A 19,582-nucleotide genomic window follows, 5' to 3' on the forward strand; every position below is an offset into this window, starting at 1 on the left:
CCATGGCCTTCACCGACATCAGCAACCTCGTCAAAACCTCACGTCCGGCGCTGCCGCAGATATACGCCTACACCACGCCCGAGATTGCCCGCCACGACGGCTGGACCAAGATCGGCTACACGGAGCAGAAAGTCAAGGACCGCCTCGAGCAGCAGGCGCACACGATAGACGTGGTGTACAAGCTCGAGTGGCACGGCAACGCAACCTACGAGGACACGGGCGAGACCTTCCACGACACGGACTTCCACAGCTACCTGCGCAAGCTCGACATTAAGGACAAGCCAGGCACCGAGTGGTTCGAGATCGAGCCAGACCCAGCCCACATGCGCTTCTACGAGTTCCGCGAGAACCACGGCGTCGTCGCAGACGCGCACGCGACCATCGAGTACCGCCTGCGCGACGAGCAGGGGCGCGCCTCCGAGGAGACCGCGAGCTACGCGCGCAGCCACGAGGGCGGCGAGTTCCTCTGGAACGCCAAGCCACGCTTCGGCAAGACCCTCACCTCCTACGACTTCTGCAAGCGCGTCGGCGCGCAGAAGGTCCTCATCGTCACCAACCGCCCCGCCATCGCCAACTCCTGGTACGACGACTACGAGAAGTTCGTGGGGCGCGACTCCGGGCTCGTGTTCATCAGCTCGGCCCCCGCGCTCCAGGGCAGGAAGTACTGCCTCACCCGCGAGCAGTACCTGGACGGCCTCCAGAAGGGCGGCCCCAAGGGCTTCATCGAGTTCGTGAGCCTGCAGGACCTGAAGGGCGCCATCGACTTCGGCGGTAAGTACGACAAGCTCGAGCACGTGGCCAACCTCGAGTGGGACGTCCTCATTATCGACGAGGCGCATGAGGGCGTGGACACCTTCAAGACCGACGTGGCCTTCGACCACATCAAGCGCACGTTCACGCTGCACCTCTCGGGCACGCCCTTCAAGGCCATCGCCAACGAGAAGTTCCCCGAGGAGGCCATCTTCAACTGGACCTACGCCGACGAGCAGAAGGCCAAGAGGGACTGGAACGACCCGGAGCTTCCGAACCCCTACGCGGACCTGCCGCGCCTCAACATGTTCACCTACCAGATGTCCGACATCGTGGCCGACGAGGTCAGCCGCGGCATGACCATAGACGGCGAGACCGTAGAGTATGCCTTCGACCTGAACGAGTTCTTCGCCACCAACGAGAACGGCTACTTCTTGCACAACGAGGACGTGGACCGCTTCCTGGACGCGCTCACCACGCAGAGGAAGTTCCCGTTCTCCACCCCCGAGCTCAGAGACGAGCTGCGCCACACGTTCTGGATGCTCAACCGCGTGGACTCCGCCAAGGCGCTCGCGAAGAAGCTGAGGCAGCACCCCGTGTTCAAGGACTACGAGATCGTGCTCGCCGCCGGCGACGGCAAGCTCGACGACGGCGAGGCGAGCGCGCAGGCCTTCGACAAGGTGCGCGAGGCCATAGCCGAGCACGACCGCACCATCACGCTCTCGGTCGGCCAGCTCACCACCGGCGTCACCGTTCCCGAGTGGACGGCGGTGCTCATGCTCTCCAACATGAAGAGCCCCTCGCTCTACATGCAGGCTGCCTTCCGCGCGCAGAACCCGTGCCTGTTCAAAAGGAGCGGGAAGTTCCTGCGCAAGGAGAACGCCTACGTCTTCGACTTCGACCCAGCCCGCACCCTCACCATCTTCGAGGAGTTCGCCAACGATCTCTACACCGACACCGCCTCTGGCGGCGGCACCGCAGACGACCGCAAGCAGCGCGTGCGGACGCTGCTCAACTTCTTCCCAGTCATCGGCGAGGACGAGAACGGCGAGATGGTGGAGCTCGACGCCGAGCGCGTTCTCTCCATCCCGCGCAGGATCCGCTCGCGCGAGGTGGTGCGTCGCGGCTTCATGAGCGACTTCCTCTTCCAGAACATCGCGAACGTCTTCCGTGCGCCCGCCGAGGTGCTCGACGTGCTGCAGAGGCTCGAGCCCTTCAAGGCTCCCAGCAAGGAGCTCGGCGTGCGCGAGGACACGGCTGACGAGCTCGACCTCGACGAGAACGGCGAGATCGACATCCCGCAGGAACGGGTGATAGGCCTTGCCGAGGGGATGTTCGGCGAGAAGGTCTACGGCTCCATCGCGGACGAGCTCGACGACGCCATCGACTCCATAACCGTCGACGAGGGCGGAGACCCCGACGACGTGTTCCTCGACAACCTGCAGACCATGTTCGGCGAGAGCATTGCAAAGCCACTCGTGGAGGCGGCGAACCAGAAGTACGGCGACGAGTTCCGCTCCTCGCAGCAGAAGAGAGTGGAGCGTCGCATCAAGGCGGACGTGGACATCAGGCTCAACCGCGAGGTGGGCAACTTCACCATCGAGAGGAACCGCATCGAGAAGGACCGCGCAAGCCAGCTCGACCTCGCGCAGACGCAGGAGGAGGCCGACGAGATCAACCGCGCCTGCGACGAGCAGATTGAGGGCGCACGCCAGAGCCTCGTGGAGAGCCTCAAGGGCTCACGCGACGAGCTGGTGAAGAGCGCCGGCGAGACCGTGGTTCGCGAGGTGGAGACCGCCAAGAGGGAGAGCAAGAAGCAGACCATCGAGGGCAGCATCCGCGACCACCTGCGCGGCTTCTCCCGCACGATCCCCTCGTTCCTGATGGCCTACGGCGACGCGGGCACGACCCTCGCGAGATTCGACCAGATCATCCCCGCTGACGTGTTCCTGGAGGTCACGGGCGTGACCGTGGGGCAGTTCCGCCTGTTGCGCGACGGCGGAGACGTCACCGACCCCGAGAGAGGCGAGACGGTCCACTTCGAGGGGCAGCTCTTCGACCCCGTGGTCTTCGACGACTCGGTGCACGAGTTCATCGGCCTGCGCGGCAAGCTCGCCAACTACTTCGACGACAGCCAGGACGAGGACATCTTCGACTACGTGCCGCCGCAGAAGACCAACCAAATCTTCACGCCACGAAGCGTGGTCGTGAAGATGGTCGACCTGTTCGAGCAGGAGAACCCAGGGTGCTTCGACGACCCGGATCACACCTTCGCCGACCTCTACATGAAGAGCGGCCTCTACATCACCGAAATCATAAAGCGCCTGTTCAACAACGTTAGGATGCGCGAGCTTTTCCCGGATGACCGTGCAAGGCTTAACCACATCCTCGAGGAGCAGGTATTCGGCATCGCGCCGACCGAGATCATCTACCAGATAGCGACGAACTACATCCTTGGCGCGAACGGCGAGGTGGGCGGCGACTGCGACACGAACTTCGTGAAGGCCGACTCAGCCGAACTCGCCAAGGAAGGCAAGCTCGCCGAATTCGTCGAGCAAACGTTCGGAGGGAAGCTGTGAAAATAGACTTACACTGCCATACTAAGAAGTGCAAGCAAGGTGATTCTCCCAATCGCAATGTTTGCCCAGAAGATTTCAAAAAGGCTGTCGATGATGCACAAGTCGATATCGTCGCTATTACAAATCACAACACGTTCGACTTAGAGCAATTCAACCGCTTCAATAAAGAACTCGGCGAAGAGGAGAAGCTCTGGCCTGGTGTTGAACTTGATGTTTGCGGCAGTAGAGACAAGTCCCACTGGCACATGCTGGTCATAACGGGCCCATCAAAGAAGGATCAATTCAATACGGCATTGCAGCAGCTTACTGGAAGCATGTCTCCCGACAAAGTGCTGGTAAACGTGGGCGAGGTGTTTAGCCACTTTCGAGACATCGGCGCGATTTTCATATCTCATGCCCACGATAAGAGCCCCCATATTTCTCCAGAAGACATGAGCGAGATGGAAACTCTCATCGGCGAAGAGGAAAAGTGGCGACTCTTCTATGAGCCCAGAAGCCTGGTCACAGTCGGCATCTGGACTAACCACGGCTTCAACATGATGCTTGGAAGCGACGTACAGGATTGGAATAAGTATCCCAACTGCGAGCTTCCGGATTTAAGGCTCCCCGTGAGCTCGTTTGAGCAGTTCTGCCTGCTTGCCAAGCGGGATGGCAAAACCATCGAAACTCTCCTTGGAAAGCGTGGAACCTTTAACGTTATCGCTCATCCTCATGCCGGCGTTGACGTAAGTCTGACCCTAAGGGAAGACATCAATGTGATGTTCGGTCAGAAAGGCACTGGCAAGACAGAGATATTGAAGTCGATTGAGAAAGTGCTGTTGTCAGAGGGCAGGACATGCTGTAGCTATTACGGGAATGAGAAGCATGAAGGTTTCAATACGCTGCTATCGACTGAAGATCTCGTCCGAGAGCCGTCTCGCTTCGGAAGAACTAACGGATCGGATGAGATTTCAAAGATCCTGAACTGGTCAGATGCGACGCCGACCTCCCTAAGTGCGTACGTGACTTGGTGGAGCACGCGCGGAAACAATAACAACAAAGACAGGTTTGAGTTATCCAACGCTCAAAACCTCGACGAGCTATCCGACAGTGCATTTACGACAGATCAAAAGGCGAACAAGGCGGTGTCGAGCTTTGTTGCTGCATACCGTGACAACGGATATGGTAGCTATCTCGAAAAGCAAGACGCCGACACCCTTCTTGCTTTGCTGGAAAAATTGGGTAGAAGTATCCATCATCAATCGAAAGAGCATTTCATTGAATATCGAAGCATAGAACTGGCTAATATTGCTTTGGCAAAGATTAAGAACGAGATTGATGCCAAGTCCGAGACAAAATCCAAGCCGGGGTCGACGGGCTTTCTCGCTTTCGTCAAAGCGCGAATAGAGCTCAAAGAAACCGCTGAAAAGCTGATAAACGCACTCGCACCAATCAATCCGAATCATGAATTTGGAAGAGAGTATTTAGGCGACTTAGGCGACAAGGGCGATGCCTATATCGTAACGCGGTACAGATACCTTTCAAAAGAATCTAAAACGAAAGAGTTCGAGAAAGGCATTCGCGACCTAAGGACGTGGAAGATTGCCCTCGAAGAGCTACGCGATGAAGCGATGGGGCCAATGGCGAACGCAAAGCAACAAGATTTCGCTGCTCGTTGCAATGAACATGCTATATCGGACCTCTCTCCATTCATTGGAATCAGCAGATACATTGCACTAGACGAAAGTAACGACGAATATGCTCCGTCAAGTGGCGAGGAAGGAATTCTGCTTCTGAGTCACACGCTGAATAAAGATGCAGATGTGTACATACTCGATGAAGCTGAGCTCGGAATGAGCAACTCGTATGTTGATGCCGTCATTAGAGAGCGGATACAAAAACTAGCGCGACAGGGAAAGGCCGTCGTTCTAGCGACCCACAACGCGAACCTCGCGGTTAGGACGCTCCCGTATCTGTCGGTGTATCGAGAGCATGACAATGGCGTTTACAGAACCTATATCGGCAATCCGTTTACAGACGAGCTGGTCGACATCAATGACTCTAGCAATGTGCTCAGCTGGACTAAGAAGAGCCTTGAAGTCTTAGAAGGAAGCAAGGAAGCATTCTACAACCGTAGAGACGTATATGAGGCAGGTATGAGATGAAAGTCATTACAGCCAAAGTTGTAAGACTCGATAACGACAATGAAGCACTCCGTTTCACCGTTGACGAAAAGGAACAAGATGTCGCGCTAACAAGTCAAGATGGAATCAACGGGCTGAAAGCCGTGTATGAAACCTTGCTAGCGGAAGTCATGGAAGGTGATGTGACGGTTGAGCTGGAGGATAGAGATGAAGGCACAACTGCGATGTATCAAGACGTTTGCAGTGAATACATCACGCTTTTGAACAGCGACTTAGCGTCCGCACGACATGAAATTATTGAGAAGGGCCTTGCCGCTCCAATTGAGGGCGCAGATGAAGGCAAATAGATAGAGGGCAAGGTTGATCGCATGTCAAAGCTAAACATAGACCAGAAGAGCATCAGGGAGCTGCTGACCGAGAAGCACGCGGACTTCCTCATTCCAGACTACCAGAGGCCGTACGCCTGGGGAGAGGACGAATGCGCGACGCTTTGGGACGACCTGTTCGCGTTCGCGTTTCCGGATGACGACTGCGACAAGTTCAAGCGTGAGTCCGACGAGTATTTTCTAGGCCCCATAGTCACGTTCCGCAACGACGACAGCCAGCTTGAGATCATCGATGGCCAGCAGCGTCTCACGACCATCATGCTTTTGTTGCGCGCCTTCTACGACAAGTTCGGGAACATGAAGGACAAGCAGTCGAAGCAGGTGCGCGAGAGCATCGCCCGCTGTGTCTGGAAGACGGACGAGTTCGACGAGCCGGACATGAACCGCCTCAAAATCGACTCTGAGGTCGCGTCTGACAACGACAAGGGCGAGTTCCTGGAAATCCTCAAGAGCGGCGTGGTCGAGCAAGGATGGAAGAGCTCGTATGCCTGCAACTGCCGCTACTTCCAGCAGAAGATAACCGACATGGCCAGCGAGTGGCCGTCGTACGTCGCCCTGCTCGCCACGCGCATCCTGAACAACGTCATTTTGCTGCCCATCGAGGCGGAATCGCAGGATACGGCGCTGCGCATCTTCTCTACGCTCAATGACCGCGGGCTTCCGCTCGCAGATGCGGACATCTTCAAGAGCCAGTTCTACAAGTATTTCTCCTCCCTAGGCCGTAAAGACGAGTTTATAGAACACTGGAAGGCGCTTGAGGAGAACGCGACGGACATCTTCCACCCGGCGGTGGGTACCCCGATGGACGAGCTCTTTACCCGTTACATGTACTACCGTCGCGCTTGCAAGCATATCCACAGCACCACGACGCAGTCACTGCGCGATTTCTTCGGTCAGGACTCCTACAAGATGCTCAAGAGCGAAGAATCCCTGTCCGATCTAGAGGTCCTGCTGGATTTCTGGAAGAAGGTAGACCGCCAGGAGGGGTTTTCGGAGAGGGTGCTGCGCGAGCTGTTCGTGCTCAACTACGCCCCGAACGGCATGTGGACATACCTACTGTCTGTCTGGTTCCTCGCCAACCACGACGAGGATGGTTCCTGCGACGAGGCGGCGCTCTACGATTTCCTGCAGCTCATCACAGGGTTCATATACGCCTACTCGATAGAGCGTCCGGGCGTGAACGCCCTGCGCGTGCCCGTCTTCCCGCAGATGGAGAACATCATCGACCAAAAGCCTGTGGAGTTTTCTGCATACCGCTTCGGCCGCGAAGACATCAGATCGCGATTCAAGGCGTACGCATTCACGAACCAGAGGCGCTTCACGCGCTCGATGCTCGTATGGTGGGCGTTCCAAAATCCTAAGCAGAAGCTCATGAGTCTCGACACAACGCTCGAAATCGAGCATATCTACGCGAAGAAGCGAACCGAGACGGCACCCCTGAGCGACCCGTCGAACATCGAGGCGTTGGGCAACAAGGCGATGCTCGAGAAGCACGTGAACATCAGGGCGTCTGACTATCGCTTCAGCGACAAGAAGAAGTACTACGAGGGCTTTGTGAACGACAAGGGTATTGAGAAAGTGGGCACCGACAACGAGGAGCTGCTGGAGCTTGCCCGTACGCGCGAGGACTTCACCGAAGGCGATATCATGAAGCGTACCGACGAGATAATCAGCTCGTTTGTCGACTATCTGGGTGAGCTCGGTCTGCTCAAGTGAGCCAGCTGGAAATTGAGAGGCTGCATATGAACAAAGACAATGCCATTGAGTATTTTCTCATTGATACCGTTGGCCCCAATAGCGCTGCAATAGCTGCTGGTGCAGCTTGGCTCGATGACAACGGCGGTGGTTGCATCCTTACGCAGGATAAAGAAACCATGCAAGACGTGCTGGATGTGAAAGCGGATACTGAGTTCAAGAAGGCGGAGGACAAGCTTGCCAGTTACGGCATCTCGCTGAATTGGTCGGGCAGAGGCGTTTCCAATGCTGCGGGCAATCTCATGGCTGTATACACAGATCCGACAATTGATGGCGAGATTAGAAGCAGCGGCCTCGAACGTGTCTTCATTGTCCCCTGGACCGAGAAGGACTGCAGCTGGTTCAAGGCTGCATTTAAGCCCACCTTTGTCGTCGTCAACGCAAACGGCGAGCTGATGAGGGCTGACATGCAGCCCGTGTATGCGAGCATGAAGGATGAGATACCGGAGGCGCTCGATCATATACTTGGCTTTCTCGCGCAATGTGCTGCCGGTTACAACAACAGACTGCAGTGGCGAGAAGAGGAACGCTTCAAGGCGGACCTCATGAACCATCAAGCCGACTGGAGGCAAGTTGACCCAGAGACGGTGCTCCTCCGGTGCGCGGAGCTAGGGATGTCCGCAGAAGATTCCAAGAAAATCAGCTCGATGATAGGGCAGCTCAAGGCGGGACATAAGTTCCGTCCCAAGCGCGGTTTTGAAAAAGGGTTTGGACGTTAGCAAAGCAGGCGCGCCTGGGCTCGGCACTTTCACAGCTATAGGAAAGCAATCGGGAGGCCTCATGAAGAACTTGGACAAGTACAGGGGCTGCCTCATAGGAGGTGCTGCCGGGGATGCGCTCGGCTATCCGGTTGAGTTTCTCGATGAGCGCGAGGTATCCAGGCACTACGGACCCTCCGGTATTACCAGCTACGAGCTCGTAGACGGTGTCGCACAGATTTCCGACGACACGCAGATGGCACTCTTCACGGCGACAGGGCTCCTGCTTGGAACGACGCACGGCATGATGCGAGGCATCATGGGAAGCTACCCCTCCTACGTGGCGCTTTGCTATGGGGACTGGCTGCGAACACAGACCAGGCAATATCCGCTCAACACGGAAGACTCCTATTCCTGGCTGGTAAACATCCCCGAGCTGTTCGACAGGCGGGCTCCCGGCAACACGTGTCTTTTTGCGCTGCGCAGCGGGAAGACAGGGACCATCGATGAGCCGATAAATGACAGCAAAGGTTGCGGTGGCGTCATGAGGGTCGCCCCGGTCGGCCTGTACTTCGCGCCGGAAGGCCGGCAGGTTGAGAACCCGGACCTGGTCGGGGCGGAGGTCGCCGCCATCACTCACGGGCATGAGCTGGGATACATACCGGCAGCTGCGCTTACGCACATGATTAACATCCTTGTCCACGAGGATTCAAGCATCGAAGAAGCCGTCATTTCCGCAATAGACGCCGTCAAAGGCTTGTTTCCCGATGCAAGGCACCTGAACGCCTTCGTGAACCTCATGGAGAGGGCGGTTGAATTCGCTCATGAGAACATCGACGACCTTGACGCGATTCACTCCCTCGGCGAGGGATGGGTGGCTGAGGAGACGCTCGCGATAGCGGCCTACTGCGCCATAAAGCACCCCGACGACTTCGAAGCGGCCCTAGTAGCTGCCGTAAACCACAACGGTGACAGCGACTCTACCGGTGCCGTGACCGGGAACATCATGGGAGCGAGCCTCGGCATCTCGGGAATACCGAACAAATTCATCGAGAATCTGGAGCTAAAGGACGTGATTCAAGAGGTCGCTGACGACCTCTACAACGACTGCCAGATGACTGAATTCGGCGACTACGAAGACGAGGTCTGGACGAACAAGTACATCTATCACACGTATCCGGATGTCGCCGAAAGGAAGTAGTTCAGTCAGCGCATGATTCTGCATGGACAGCGCCCCCGGGAGCCGAAGCTCCCAGGGGCGCCCTGCGCTTAGAGCGTGCCGAGTGCGTTGAGGTGGTGGCGAAGAAGCGCCCGGCTCTCGCCGACGATGAGCATACTCACGACGTCGAACCTGATCCGGATGTCCTCGGAGTCCAGGTGCTCGGCGAGGTAGGCAGCCGCGAGCCGTTCGAGCGCCACGCGATTCGCGTCCTCCTCGGGAAATCCCTCGCCGCCGTTCTGCGTGATCTGGCAGTGGACGAAGACCAGGTCGTCCTCGTCGCGGGCGATGAAGTCGGCGACGTCCCCGCCGTGCGCCCAGCCCTCCTCCAAGATTTCGAAGCCTCTGCGCTCGAGGTAGACCCTGATGCCCTTCTTGACCCTGGTGTCGATGGCCTCCATAACGTCCTCCTTAGCTCCCGGCCCGCCCCGGTGGCGCGCCTTGTGGCTCGCATGCCGGCGGGGTTCGCGCGGGTGCAAGGGGGAAAGCAAAAACCGGAGGGCCCGAGTTTTCGAAAGGGCGCCCCGTGCCCGGCGAAAAGTTTTTGCGGCCCTTGCGGCCGTAGGCGGTTCCCGGCGAGCCTGCAAGAGTCCAAGGAGAGCCCCTGGAGGTGGGCAAGGCGCGAGGAGGCATTGGATGCCCACACGAGGCTTGGAGAAGCGTCAGGGTACGTCGCAGGGGCATCTCGGGCTCTGGGGGATGCGTGCGCTGGCAACGTTGCCCCCATCGCCACGGGGAACGGCGTTTCGACTCTCTTTCAGGCACGCAAAGCTATCGGCGACTCATCTCGAGGATGTCATGTCGCTCGGTGTTGACGGTGGCGGCGTCCACATCACCGCGCAGGTCTATGAACTCCTTGGTCAGGCGATCCACCTCGTCGTGAAGCCGCTCGTCGACGGTGCCGCCGGCGCGTATACGCGACAGCTCCCTAAGCAGCTCCAGCATGTTCTCGCGCAGGGCGCGGTACACCCGGATGTTCGGCACCACGGTGATCGCCTCGTCGTGCAGCCTCGCCATGATGAAGTCCTGCTTGCTCATGCCGCTCTCGGCCGTCACCCGGTCGAGCCAGAGCTTCTGCTCCGGCGTCATCCGGAAGGCCACCGTGGCGCTCCGCCTCCTGCGGTCGTTCGGGCACGGCATCAGATGCCCGCCCTGGTCGCGTCGAGGGCGCGTGCCATCTCTCCCTGCTTGTCGGGGAAGAGGTGCGCGTAGCGAAAGGTCACGTCCGAGCTCTCGTGGCCCAGGCGCTCGGCTATGGCCACGGCGGAGAAGCCCATCTCTATGAGCAGCGAGACGTGGCTGTGGCGCAGGTCGTGGATGCGAATGCGCTTGACGTGCGAGCGTTTGCAGCCGCGGTCGAGCTCGTGGTGGAGCTTGGCCTTGGTGAAGGTGAAGATGCGCTCGTCCTCGCCGATGGGAAGCGATCCCACCCACTGCTCGAGCTCGTCGGTGAGGAACTTGGGCATCACGATGGTTCGGACGGACTTGGGCGTCTTGGGCGGCGTCACCACGTCGCGCCCGTGCAGGCGCTGGTAGGACTTCGTCACCTTGAGCTCGGAGCGGGAGAAGTCGAAGTCTGGTGGCGTGAGGGCCAGGAGCTCGCCCAGGCGCAGGCCACACCAGTAGAGCACCTCGAAGGCGTAGTAGCTCTCCGGCTTGTCGGACACCGCATCGGCGAAGCGCAGGTACTCCTCGCACGTCCAGAAGAGCATCTCGCCGCCCTTGGACGAGCCCATGCGCGTGGTCTTCGCGCAGGGGTTGCTCTTGAGGCCGTAGTAGCGCACGGCATGGTTGAAGATGGCGGAGAGCTGGTTGTTCACCGAGCGCAGATAGGTGGGCGCGTAGGGCTCGCCCTTCTCGTTGCGGCGGGCCATGAGTCGGTTCTGCCAGCGCACCACGTCGATGGGCTCAATCTCATCCACGCGCATGTTGCCGAAGTACGGGAGTATCTTGCCCTTGATCATGTAGCTCTTGGTGTACCAGGTGTGCTCGCGCAGGCGCGGGCGCATGTCCGCCTCGTAGACCTCGTAGAAGGCGGCGAAGGTGGAGCTGACCGAGCCTTGCGCGTTCGAGGAGAACTCCTCCTCCCAGGCGCGCGCCGCCTCCTCGCTCTTGAAGCCGCGCTTGGTCTTGTGCCGCGAGTCACCGTTGTAGTCGCGGTACCACACCTGCGCCGTCCACGTCCCGTTGGGCTCCATCCTCACCGACATGCGCCGCTCCCTCTAATCATTTCGTAGGAATATACAGCACGTTATTGTGCTGTATATTCACGTACAGTAACAGCACATGTGCGTGCTGTCAATCGATTGCGCACGGAAGCGTGCTGCAATATCCTGTACCCATGCGTTTTCAGGAGGAAAGATGACGATAGGCGCACGCATACGCAGGTACCGCAACGAGGGCGGCATGACGCAGAGGGAGCTCGCGGACGAGGTGGGGCTCACCGAGTCCGCCATCCGCAACTACGAGCGGGACATTAGGACGCCCAGCGACCAGCAGATAGAGCGTATTGCCGAGGCCCTGGACGTCTCCGCCGACTCCATACGTGAGATAGGCGTGAGCGGCGCGAGGGGCGCGCTTGAGGTGCTGTTCCGCTACGAGAGGGAGCTGGGCCTCATGCCCGTCGTCACCGAAGACGGAGTGGCCGTGGCGCCCGATCCCAAGAAGGAAGGCTCGCAGAAGGCCGCGCAGGCCCTTAAGGCGTGGAAGCGCATGAGGGACCAGCTCGCCGCCGGCGAGATCGACGAGGACGACTACGAGACCTGGAAAGCTCGTTTCATGGGCTAGGGCAGGGCATATAGCTCCTCAGGGGACGCTGCGGCATCCCTTTTCTTTGCCGCAAATCGTCACTCTCGCATTACTATTGCCGGTTCTCGGGGGCCAAAATGGGACCGGAGTCGCCTATTGCACACAGTGTTGAGAGCGACAAACAGCTCTCCGAAGGGCTCGAAAACAGCCCGAAATCGCCGGGAATCGCGGATTTTCACGATTTGTTACTCTTCACTCCTACCTGCGGTTTTGCAAAATGGAGGGCTGAAAAAGCGGGGTGACTACATGACTCAGCTCAAAACGGGCATGCGGCTAAAAAACGCGATGAAAATACTCTTCTCGCTTTGGCATGTTTTGGCATCTAGTCGCTTCTCTTTGCAACAAGTCGCAACGCGTCACCCCAGCACGATTGAGTGAAGAGTATTTCCGCAGGTTAGCACCCATAGAATAGGCCCTTAAATCCGAAGATTCCGGGGCTTTCTGGCGTTTGTCACTCCCCAAAAGTCCCGGTGGCTTTGTCCAATACAGGGCACTAGTTGCTAACCACCGCGACTAGACGTGCAGGATGAGACTAGATGAAATGGGCTATTTCCCTACTCCCACTCAATAGTCGCGGGCGGTTTGGGCGTCACGTCGTAGACGACCCTGTTCACGCTGGCGACCTCTCCCACGATGCGGCTGCTGATCTTGCCCAGCACCTCGTAGGGAAGCTTCGCCCAGTCTGCGGTCATGGCGTCGCTCGACTCCACGGCGCGCACGATGATCGGTCGCGCGTACGTGCGCTCGTCTCCCATGACGCCGACGCTCTTGATGTCGGGCAGCACGGCGAAGTACTGCCAGCAGCTGTGCTCGCTGTTCCTCTCGCCCGTCTCCTCGAAGAGCCGCGCGTTGTACGCGTCCAGCTCCTCGCGCACGATGGCGTCGGCGTCGCGCAGGATGTCCAGCTTCTCGGGCGTGACGTCGCCGATGATGCGAATGGCCAAGCCGGGCCCGGGGAACGGCTGCCGGTACACCATGCCCGCCGGCAGGCCCAGGCTCACGCCCAGCTCGCGGACCTCGTCCTTGAAGAAGTGGTCCAGGGGCTCGATGAGGTCGAAGCGCACGCCCTCGGGGAAGGGGATCAGGTTGTGGTGGCTCTTGATGGTCGAAGCCTTGCCGCCCGTCTTGCGCGCGCCGCTCTCGATGATGTCAGGGTAGATCGTACCCTGGGCCAGCATCTCAACGCCACCAATCTTCTGGGCCTCCTCGAAGAAGACCTTCCAGAACTCGGTGCCGATCAGGCGCCTCTTCTGCTCGGGCTCGGTGACGCCCGCCAGCATCCTGGCGTAGCGCTCCTCGGCGTGCACGTGCACCAGGGGCACGTTGAACTGCTTGCGGAAGACCTGCTCCACCATCTCGGGCTCGCCTTTGCGCAGCAGGCCGTGGTTCACGAAGACGCAGGTGAGCTGGTCACCGATGGCGCGGTGCACGAGGGCCGCGACCACCGAGGAGTCGACGCCGCCAGAGAGCGCCAGGATCACCTTGCGCCCCCCCACCGCCTCGCGGATCTCGGTGACCTTCTGCTCGACGATGTTGTCCATGGTCCAGCTGGCCTCAAGCCCGCAGACGCCAAAGAGGAAGTTCCTCAGCATGTCCTGGCCGTGCTCGGTGTGGCGCACCTCGGGATGGAACTGCGTGGCGTAGAAGTTGCGCTCGGGGCACTCCATGGCGGCGATGGGACAGGTCTCGGTGCTGGCGGTAACCACGAAGCCCTCGGGCACCTGGCTCACGGCGTCGCGGTGGCTCATCCACACGGTCTGCCCGCCCTCGGGCGTGCCATCGAGGATGCGCGCCTCGCCCTTGCGCACCAGCGTCGCGGGACCATACTCGCCCTTCTCGGTGTGGCCGACCTTCCCACCCAGCTTGACGGCCATGATCTGCTGGCCGTAGCAGAAGCCCAGGATGGGGGTGCCCAGCTCGAAGACGGCCGCGTCCATGTCGGGCGCGTCGTCCGCGTACACGGAGGCGGGACCGCCAGACAGGATGATGGCGGAGGGGGCCATCTGTCTCAGCTCGTCGGCGGAGATGTCGCAGGGAACGATCTCTGAGTAGACGTGCAGGTCACGCACCCTACGTGCGATCAGCTGGCCGTACTGGGCGCCAAAGTCGAAGACCGCGACGAACTGTCCTGGCCTGGTAGCCTTCATTGCTGCTCCTGTTCTGTGCGCAAGCTCTTGTCCGCGGCGCCGGAGACCCGAGCCCGACACCAACGCCACCTGTTTTTCCGGTTCATTGTAGACCAGCGCAAAGGCCGAGTCGGATGCCTGAGAGCGTTTGTGTGCTTCATGCGCGCGCAGGCCACTGCGACTATTATTAGGTGGTTATACATGGAGGAATTCATACCCGGATTCCCTGCCCCAAAGAGCACGGTTAACGGTAAAGGAGCCCCCTTGGCCAAGAGCAGGAGTTCGCAGCCAGAACAGCTCGGAGCCCAGGAGCTCTCGCGCGAGGGGTCGCTGGAGCGCTACTCCCGCATGCGTCGCTCCCGCCGCCGCCACGCGGTGGTGCGGACCGTGCTCGTGACCCTGCTCGTCGCCATGGTCGCGCTGGGAACCACTGCCTGGGCCTACATCAGCAACATCAATGCCCAGCTCAACAAGGGCGTGAACAAGACCCTCTCGTCCGTGCTCAGCGACCACGAGGCCGGCGACCCCTTCTACATGCTGCTCCTGGGCATCGACAAGGACGAGTCGCGTGCCGGAGGCTCCGAGTACGGCAGCTCCGACAACGCGTATCGCTCCGACTCCATCATGCTGGTGCGCATCGACCCCCAGAACAAGAAGGTCACGCTCGTCTCCATCCACCGAGACACCCAGGTCAAGCTCGGCTCCAACGGCACCCAGAAGATTAACGCCGCCTACTCCATCGGCGGGGCGGCCTACGCCACCCAGGTCATATCGGACTTCGCGGGCGTGCCCATCTCGCACTACGCCGAGGTCGACATGGACGGCCTCGCTGCGGTCGTGGACCAGGTGGGTGGCGTCACCGTCGATCTGCCCGTGGACGTGAAGGACCCCGACTACACCGGCCTCGACCTCAAGGCAGGCCAGAACACCCTGGACGGCAGGACCGCGGCCCTCCTCTGTCGCGCCCGCCACGCCTACGACGTCTACGGCGACGGGGACCGCTATCGTGCCGCCAACCAGCGCATCGTGATCAGCGCCGTGGTCCAGAAGGTGCTGGCGAGCAACCCCCTGACGCTCGCGTCCACGGTGTCGACCCTCGCCGGCTACGTCACCACCGACATGGACGTGTCGTCGATCGCCAGCCTCTCGACCCAGTTCCTTGGCATGGACGTCAACAGCGACATCATGAGCGGCATGGAACCCACGACGCCGGAGTACGTCAACGACACCTGGTACGAAATCTGCGACACTGCCGCCTGGAAGAAGATGATGGACCGCGTCAACAGGGGCCTCAGCCCCTACGAGGACGGCAACCAAGACCTGGCGAGCGACGCCTCGGCGCGGATCGGCGACAACAGCTCCAACGCAAGTTCGACCGCCGCGACCACCCAGGGTGATTCGACAGGCGAGAGGAACGCCTCCACGTCCTCCGACGTCGAGCCCAGCTACTCGGGCGACGTGCTCGTGCTCAACGGCACCCACACCGACGGCCTTGCGGGCAAGACTGCGGATAAGCTGGACGGGGCGGGCTTTGGCGCCAGCTCCGGTAACGCCGGGGCGAGCGTTCAGACCACGACCATCACCTACACGACGGGCCACGAGGCAGAGGCGGCGGGAGTCGCGCGGACGCTCGGGCTCAAGGTCACATACAAGGAGAGCAGCGACAGCCAGTACGACGGCTACGATGTCGTGGTCACCCTTGGGGTCGACTACGAATAGATAGCGATGCGGAGCTAGCCCATGCGACATCTGAGGAACAGCGACCAGGAGCAGGCCGAGGGACGCGCCAGCAGGGGAAGGCGCTTCGCCGGCGGGCCTTCCGCAGACATCCTCTCGAGGCGCAACGCCCTTCCCTACTACGCCAAGAAGCGCGCCTCCGCCCGCAGGGGCAGGGTGCTACGCGGCATCCTCGCCAGCGTGGCCGTGCTACTCGTGGCTGCCGTCGTCGGCGTCTGGGGCTACATCATCAGCATAAACGGCAAGTTGGGTGCCGGCGTGAGCAGCGAGCTGCGCTCCGTCCTCACCGAGACCAAGTACAACGAGCCCTTCTACATGCTCCTCCTGGGTGTTGACAAGGACGAGGAGCGCGCGCAGGGCTCGGAGTATGGCGCGGACAACAGCAACTACCGCACCGACACGATCATCCTTGCCCGCGTGGACCCCCAGAACAAGAAGGTGACGCTGGTCTCCATTCCCCGCGACACCTACGTCGACCTGGGGGTCAACGGCAAGCAGAAGATCAACACCGCCTACTCCTATGGCGGCGCGGCCTACGCGACGAAGGTCGTCTCCGAGTTCGCCGGAGTCTCGATCTCCCACTATGCCGAGGTGGACATGGACGGATTCGCGGCCATCGTCGACCAAGTGGGAGGCGTCACCGTCGACCTGCCCGTGGACGTCAAGGACCCCGACTACACCGGCCTCGACCTCCCCGCGGGCGAGAACACCCTGGACGGCCAGACGGCCGCCCTCCTGGGACGCACCCGCCACGCCTACGACAACTACGGAGGAGGCGACTTCTATCGCGCCGCCAACCAGCGCATGCTCATTGGCGCCGTCACCAAGAAGGTGCTCTCCAGCGACCCCATCACCATGGCCAACACGGTTTCGACCATGGCGGGATACGTCACCACCGACCTCGACGTCTCGTCCATCGCAGGCCTTGTCTCGCAGTTCATCGGCATGGACGTGGACGAGGACATCTACTCCGGACTCTGTCCCACGACCGCCAAGTACATGAACGACCTATGGTACGAGATCTGCGACACCGCAGCATGGAAGGTGATGATGGACCGCGTCGACCAGGGTCTTCCACCCTACAGCGACGCCTCGCAGGACACCACCGCAGGCGTGGCGGGGTCGGTGGGCAAGAGCTCGGGCGGCGACTCCGGCACCGCCTCGAGCGCAAGCGAGGGGCCCGTCTACTCTGGGAACGTGAGCGTGCTCAACGCGAGCGGCAAGAACGGCGCTGCGGGCAACGCCGCCAACAAGCTCGTAGGCGCGGGCTTCTCGGCCATGGCGGGCAACGCGGATGGCGAGTCGAGCGTCACGCGCGTCATCTACAACGCCCCGTCGTCCGCCAAGGCTCGTGGCGCAGCCAAGACCCTGGGCTTGGACGACTCCATCATCGAGGAGAACGACGGCAGCTGGAACACCAGTGTCGACGTGATCGTGGTACTGGGAAGCGACTACAAGTCCTAGTGCCGCGGTCAGGAGGACTGGTGCCCCCAGGGATGGCGGTTCTCTTACCCGCTGTGACACGGGGAGTCTCTTGGTCTCCGCAGCAAGCTAGGACGAGCCGGGGGTTAGCCGGCTGGGGTCAGCTGCGGTGTCTTTCGCTTTCAGGGTTCGCAGCCAACCCAGTCGCGGCCCCTCTCCACCGCCCAAGCGTCGAGTGCGCAGTCTGAAGGCTTCAGCTTGCGCACTCGGCTTCCGGCCACCTGGCCCTTCGTGGCGAGAGGGGCGGTCTTCGTTGTCGAGTGCGCAATTCCGGCCTTTAAGCTTGCGCACTCGCGAAGCAGAGACGAAGTACAGGCGAATCATAGGTCACTCTTATTTATACTAATTGCCAGTTAGTATAAATAAGAGTGACTATCAGACGCCACTAGTCATACTCCCAACGTCCGGAGGCGCAGACCATGTCATACCGCTCCCTTGAGAAGATCTTCTATGCGGATGCTTCCTCCGACAGGTTCGCGCACAACGCGCGTCTTGCACGGGAGCGACTCGAAGCCGACTCGACCTTTCGCACAAGCTTGCTGACCCCGAACGGAGAGCTGTTCCTTGCTACCCCGAGAGAGCTCTCCGTGCTCAACGAACGCGTCATGCGCAACGAGCGCGCCGTCTCGGCGGCCATGGGCGCGCTGCCCCCCGTGGCAAGCGCCGCCCTCGTGCGCAGCCTCGTCATCGACGAGGTCGTCAGCACGAACGAGCTGGAGGGCGTTCACAGCACGCGCAGGCAGGTGAGTGATGCCCTCGACCTGGAACTTTCTATGGACGATCCGTCACGGGACCGCCGCTTCAGGGAATTCGCAAAGCTCTACCTGGACCTCAGCGACCATGACCGAGGGTACCCAAGCAGCCCAGAAGACGTGCGCAGAGTCTACGACCTCGTCATGAGGGGCGAAGATATGCATGGCGTCGTGCCTGACGGAAGGCTATTCCGAGCAGGTGGGGTTGAGATCATCGGAGCGAATCAGAAGGTCCTTCATGTGGGAATCGAGCCGGAGGAGAAGATCATCGAGGCCATTGCCCGCATGATCGAGCTCGCGGACAGGAAGGACATGCCCCAGACCTTCAGCGCGATCATCGCGCATTACTACTTCGAATACATCCACCCCTTTTACGACGGGAACGGACGCACGGGGCGCTATCTGCTCGCACTCTACCTCAGCCGGCCGCTCTCCACACTCACATCGCTCTCGCTTTCTAGGGTCATCGCAGAGAACCGAGCCGCCTATTACAAGTCGTTCAAGCAGGCAGAAAGCCCCCTCAACCACGGGGAGCTCACCTTCTTCGTCTGGAACCTCCTCGAGAACATCCTTGTCGCTCAAGAGCAAATCGTTGACGACCTGACCCAGAAGCGAACGGCGCTCGAAGAGGCCTCGAAGCTCCTATCGCAGGTCGTGAGCGAGCGAGGACTGTCCGAACAGGAGGCAAGCGTCCTATTTATGCTCATCCAGCTCCAACTCTTCGCCACGTTCCCCGGAACCAGCCTTGCCGAGGTCGCCTCGCATTCCAATGTCTCACAGCAGCAGGCACGCAAGTACACCAAAAGGCTCGAAGAGCTCGGGCTGATGGTGACGACACGCAGGCGTCCCCTCAGGTTCGAGCTGAGCGAGGAAGTAAAGAGCCTGCTGTAGACATCTTAGGACGAAGTCTCTCCCCCACAGACAAGCGTCGAGTGCGCAAACTGAAAGCTTCAGCTTGCGCACTCGGCTTCCGGCCACCTGGCCCTTCGTGGCGAGAGGGGCGGTCTTCGTTGTCGAGTGCGCAATTCCAGCCTTTAAGCTTGCGCACTCGCGAAGTAGCAAGGCTTAAGCTTGCGCACTCGCGAAGTAGCAAGGCTTAAGCTTGCGCACTCGACGAGCAAATTCGCAGGGCGAGGGGGCTGCGAGGGTCGCACGGCCCACAGGCTC

Annotated in this window: 14 protein-coding genes; 10 read left to right on the top strand and 4 right to left on the bottom strand. The window is 60.2% G+C overall.

Annotated features, from left to right (window positions below):
- Positions 1-2 precede the first annotated feature (2 nt).
- The 6 genes from Q5923_RS06200 to Q5923_RS06225 all read left to right on the top strand — a co-directional run bounded on the left by Q5923_RS06200 (position 3) and on the right by Q5923_RS06225 (position 9,492).
- The gene (locus Q5923_RS06200; protein WP_303132871.1) at positions 3-3,329 is read left to right on the top strand and encodes a DEAD/DEAH box helicase; all 3,327 of its coding nucleotides are present in this window, start codon (positions 3-5) and stop codon (positions 3,327-3,329) included.
- Positions 3,326-5,473 carry a PHP domain-containing protein gene (locus Q5923_RS06205; RefSeq protein ID WP_303132872.1) on the top strand — a complete coding sequence of 716 codons (2,148 nt, stop codon included), beginning with the start codon at positions 3,326-3,328 and terminating at the stop codon, positions 5,471-5,473. Before Q5923_RS06200 ends, Q5923_RS06205 begins: the two co-directional genes overlap by 4 nt.
- Positions 5,470-5,799, top strand: coding sequence for a hypothetical protein (locus Q5923_RS06210; RefSeq protein WP_303132874.1), 330 nt, complete (start codon positions 5,470-5,472; stop codon positions 5,797-5,799). The genes Q5923_RS06205 and Q5923_RS06210 overlap by 4 nt, the downstream gene beginning before the upstream one ends.
- Before the next feature lie 21 nt (positions 5,800-5,820).
- Positions 5,821-7,554: a DUF262 domain-containing protein gene (locus Q5923_RS06215; RefSeq protein ID WP_303132876.1), complete on the top strand. Its 1,734-nt coding sequence runs from the start codon at positions 5,821-5,823 to the stop codon at positions 7,552-7,554.
- Between the two features lie 26 nt (positions 7,555-7,580).
- Positions 7,581-8,312, top strand: coding sequence for a hypothetical protein (locus Q5923_RS06220; RefSeq protein ID WP_303132878.1), 732 nt, complete (start codon positions 7,581-7,583; stop codon positions 8,310-8,312).
- A gap of 61 nt (positions 8,313-8,373) precedes the next feature.
- Positions 8,374-9,492 (top strand): ADP-ribosylglycohydrolase family protein, encoded by a 1,119-nt coding sequence (locus tag Q5923_RS06225; protein ID WP_303132880.1) that lies wholly within the window; start codon positions 8,374-8,376, stop codon positions 9,490-9,492.
- 68 nt (positions 9,493-9,560) lie between these two features.
- Here the strand turns inward: Q5923_RS06225 and Q5923_RS06230 are convergent, their stop codons facing one another.
- The 3 genes from Q5923_RS06230 to Q5923_RS06240 all read right to left on the bottom strand — a co-directional run bounded on the left by Q5923_RS06230 (position 9,561) and on the right by Q5923_RS06240 (position 11,720).
- Positions 9,561-9,911 (bottom strand): YraN family protein, encoded by a 351-nt coding sequence (locus Q5923_RS06230; RefSeq protein ID WP_303132882.1) that lies wholly within the window; start codon positions 9,909-9,911, stop codon positions 9,561-9,563.
- 370 nt (positions 9,912-10,281) lie between these two features.
- Positions 10,282-10,650 carry a plasmid mobilization protein gene (locus tag Q5923_RS06235; RefSeq protein ID WP_303132883.1) on the bottom strand — a complete coding sequence of 123 codons (369 nt, stop codon included), beginning with the start codon at positions 10,648-10,650 and terminating at the stop codon, positions 10,282-10,284.
- The gene (locus Q5923_RS06240) at positions 10,650-11,720 is read right to left on the bottom strand and encodes a site-specific integrase (protein WP_303132884.1); all 1,071 of its coding nucleotides are present in this window, start codon (positions 11,718-11,720) and stop codon (positions 10,650-10,652) included. The genes Q5923_RS06235 and Q5923_RS06240 overlap by 1 nt, the downstream gene beginning before the upstream one ends.
- Before the next feature lie 151 nt (positions 11,721-11,871).
- Between Q5923_RS06240 and Q5923_RS06245 the strand changes: the two genes are divergently transcribed.
- A complete protein-coding gene (locus tag Q5923_RS06245) occupies positions 11,872-12,297 on the top strand; it encodes a helix-turn-helix domain-containing protein (RefSeq protein WP_303132885.1) in 426 nt (141 codons plus the stop codon).
- Positions 12,298-12,872: 575 nt separating this feature from the next.
- Here the strand turns inward: Q5923_RS06245 and guaA are convergent.
- Positions 12,873-14,465, bottom strand: a complete 1,593-nt coding sequence (gene guaA, locus Q5923_RS06250) for a glutamine-hydrolyzing GMP synthase (RefSeq protein ID WP_303132887.1) — start codon at positions 14,463-14,465, stop codon at positions 12,873-12,875.
- 243 nt (positions 14,466-14,708) lie between these two features.
- Here guaA and Q5923_RS06255 point away from each other — a divergent pair, with 243 nt between their 5' ends.
- The 3 genes from Q5923_RS06255 to Q5923_RS06265 all read left to right on the top strand — a co-directional run bounded on the left by Q5923_RS06255 (position 14,709) and on the right by Q5923_RS06265 (position 19,306).
- A complete protein-coding gene (locus Q5923_RS06255; protein ID WP_303132889.1) occupies positions 14,709-16,163 on the top strand; it encodes an LCP family protein in 1,455 nt (484 codons plus the stop codon).
- Positions 16,164-16,184: 21 nt separating this feature from the next.
- Positions 16,185-17,645: an LCP family protein gene (locus Q5923_RS06260; RefSeq protein WP_303132891.1), complete on the top strand. Its 1,461-nt coding sequence runs from the start codon at positions 16,185-16,187 to the stop codon at positions 17,643-17,645.
- 437 nt (positions 17,646-18,082) lie between these two features.
- Entirely contained in the window at positions 18,083-19,306 is a 1,224-nt protein-coding gene (locus tag Q5923_RS06265) for a Fic family protein (protein ID WP_303132893.1), read from the top strand.
- Positions 19,307-19,582: the final 276 nt, after the last annotated feature.

The organism is uncultured Olsenella sp., assembly GCF_959602185.1.
In the GTDB taxonomy this organism is placed as follows: Bacteria; Actinomycetota; Coriobacteriia; order Coriobacteriales; family Atopobiaceae; genus Olsenella_I; species Olsenella_I phocaeensis.

What these genes read in the sequence shown, in the direction of transcription:
- Q5923_RS06215 (WP_303132876.1), top strand. Translation starts at nt 5,821, where the DNA reads ATGTCAAAGCTAAACATAGACCAGAAGAGCATCAGGGAGCTGCTGACC.
- Q5923_RS06200 (WP_303132871.1), top strand. Translation starts at nt 3, where the DNA reads ATGGCCTTCACCGACATCAGCAACCTCGTCAAAACCTCACGTCCGGCG.
- Q5923_RS06210 (WP_303132874.1), top strand. Translation starts at nt 5,470, where the DNA reads ATGAAAGTCATTACAGCCAAAGTTGTAAGACTCGATAACGACAATGAA.
- Q5923_RS06245 (WP_303132885.1), top strand. Translation starts at nt 11,872, where the DNA reads ATGACGATAGGCGCACGCATACGCAGGTACCGCAACGAGGGCGGCATG.
- Q5923_RS06265 (WP_303132893.1), top strand. Translation starts at nt 18,083, where the DNA reads ATGTCATACCGCTCCCTTGAGAAGATCTTCTATGCGGATGCTTCCTCC.
- Q5923_RS06260 (WP_303132891.1), top strand. Translation starts at nt 16,185, where the DNA reads ATGCGACATCTGAGGAACAGCGACCAGGAGCAGGCCGAGGGACGCGCC.
- Q5923_RS06225 (WP_303132880.1), top strand. Translation starts at nt 8,374, where the DNA reads ATGAAGAACTTGGACAAGTACAGGGGCTGCCTCATAGGAGGTGCTGCC.
- Q5923_RS06230 (WP_303132882.1), bottom strand. Translation starts at nt 9,911, where the DNA reads ATGGAGGCCATCGACACCAGGGTCAAGAAGGGCATCAGGGTCTACCTC.
- Q5923_RS06220 (WP_303132878.1), top strand. Translation starts at nt 7,581, where the DNA reads ATGAACAAAGACAATGCCATTGAGTATTTTCTCATTGATACCGTTGGC.
- guaA (WP_303132887.1), bottom strand. Translation starts at nt 14,465, where the DNA reads ATGAAGGCTACCAGGCCAGGACAGTTCGTCGCGGTCTTCGACTTTGGC.
- Q5923_RS06235 (WP_303132883.1), bottom strand. Translation starts at nt 10,650, where the DNA reads ATGCCGTGCCCGAACGACCGCAGGAGGCGGAGCGCCACGGTGGCCTTC.
- Q5923_RS06240 (WP_303132884.1), bottom strand. Translation starts at nt 11,720, where the DNA reads ATGTCGGTGAGGATGGAGCCCAACGGGACGTGGACGGCGCAGGTGTGG.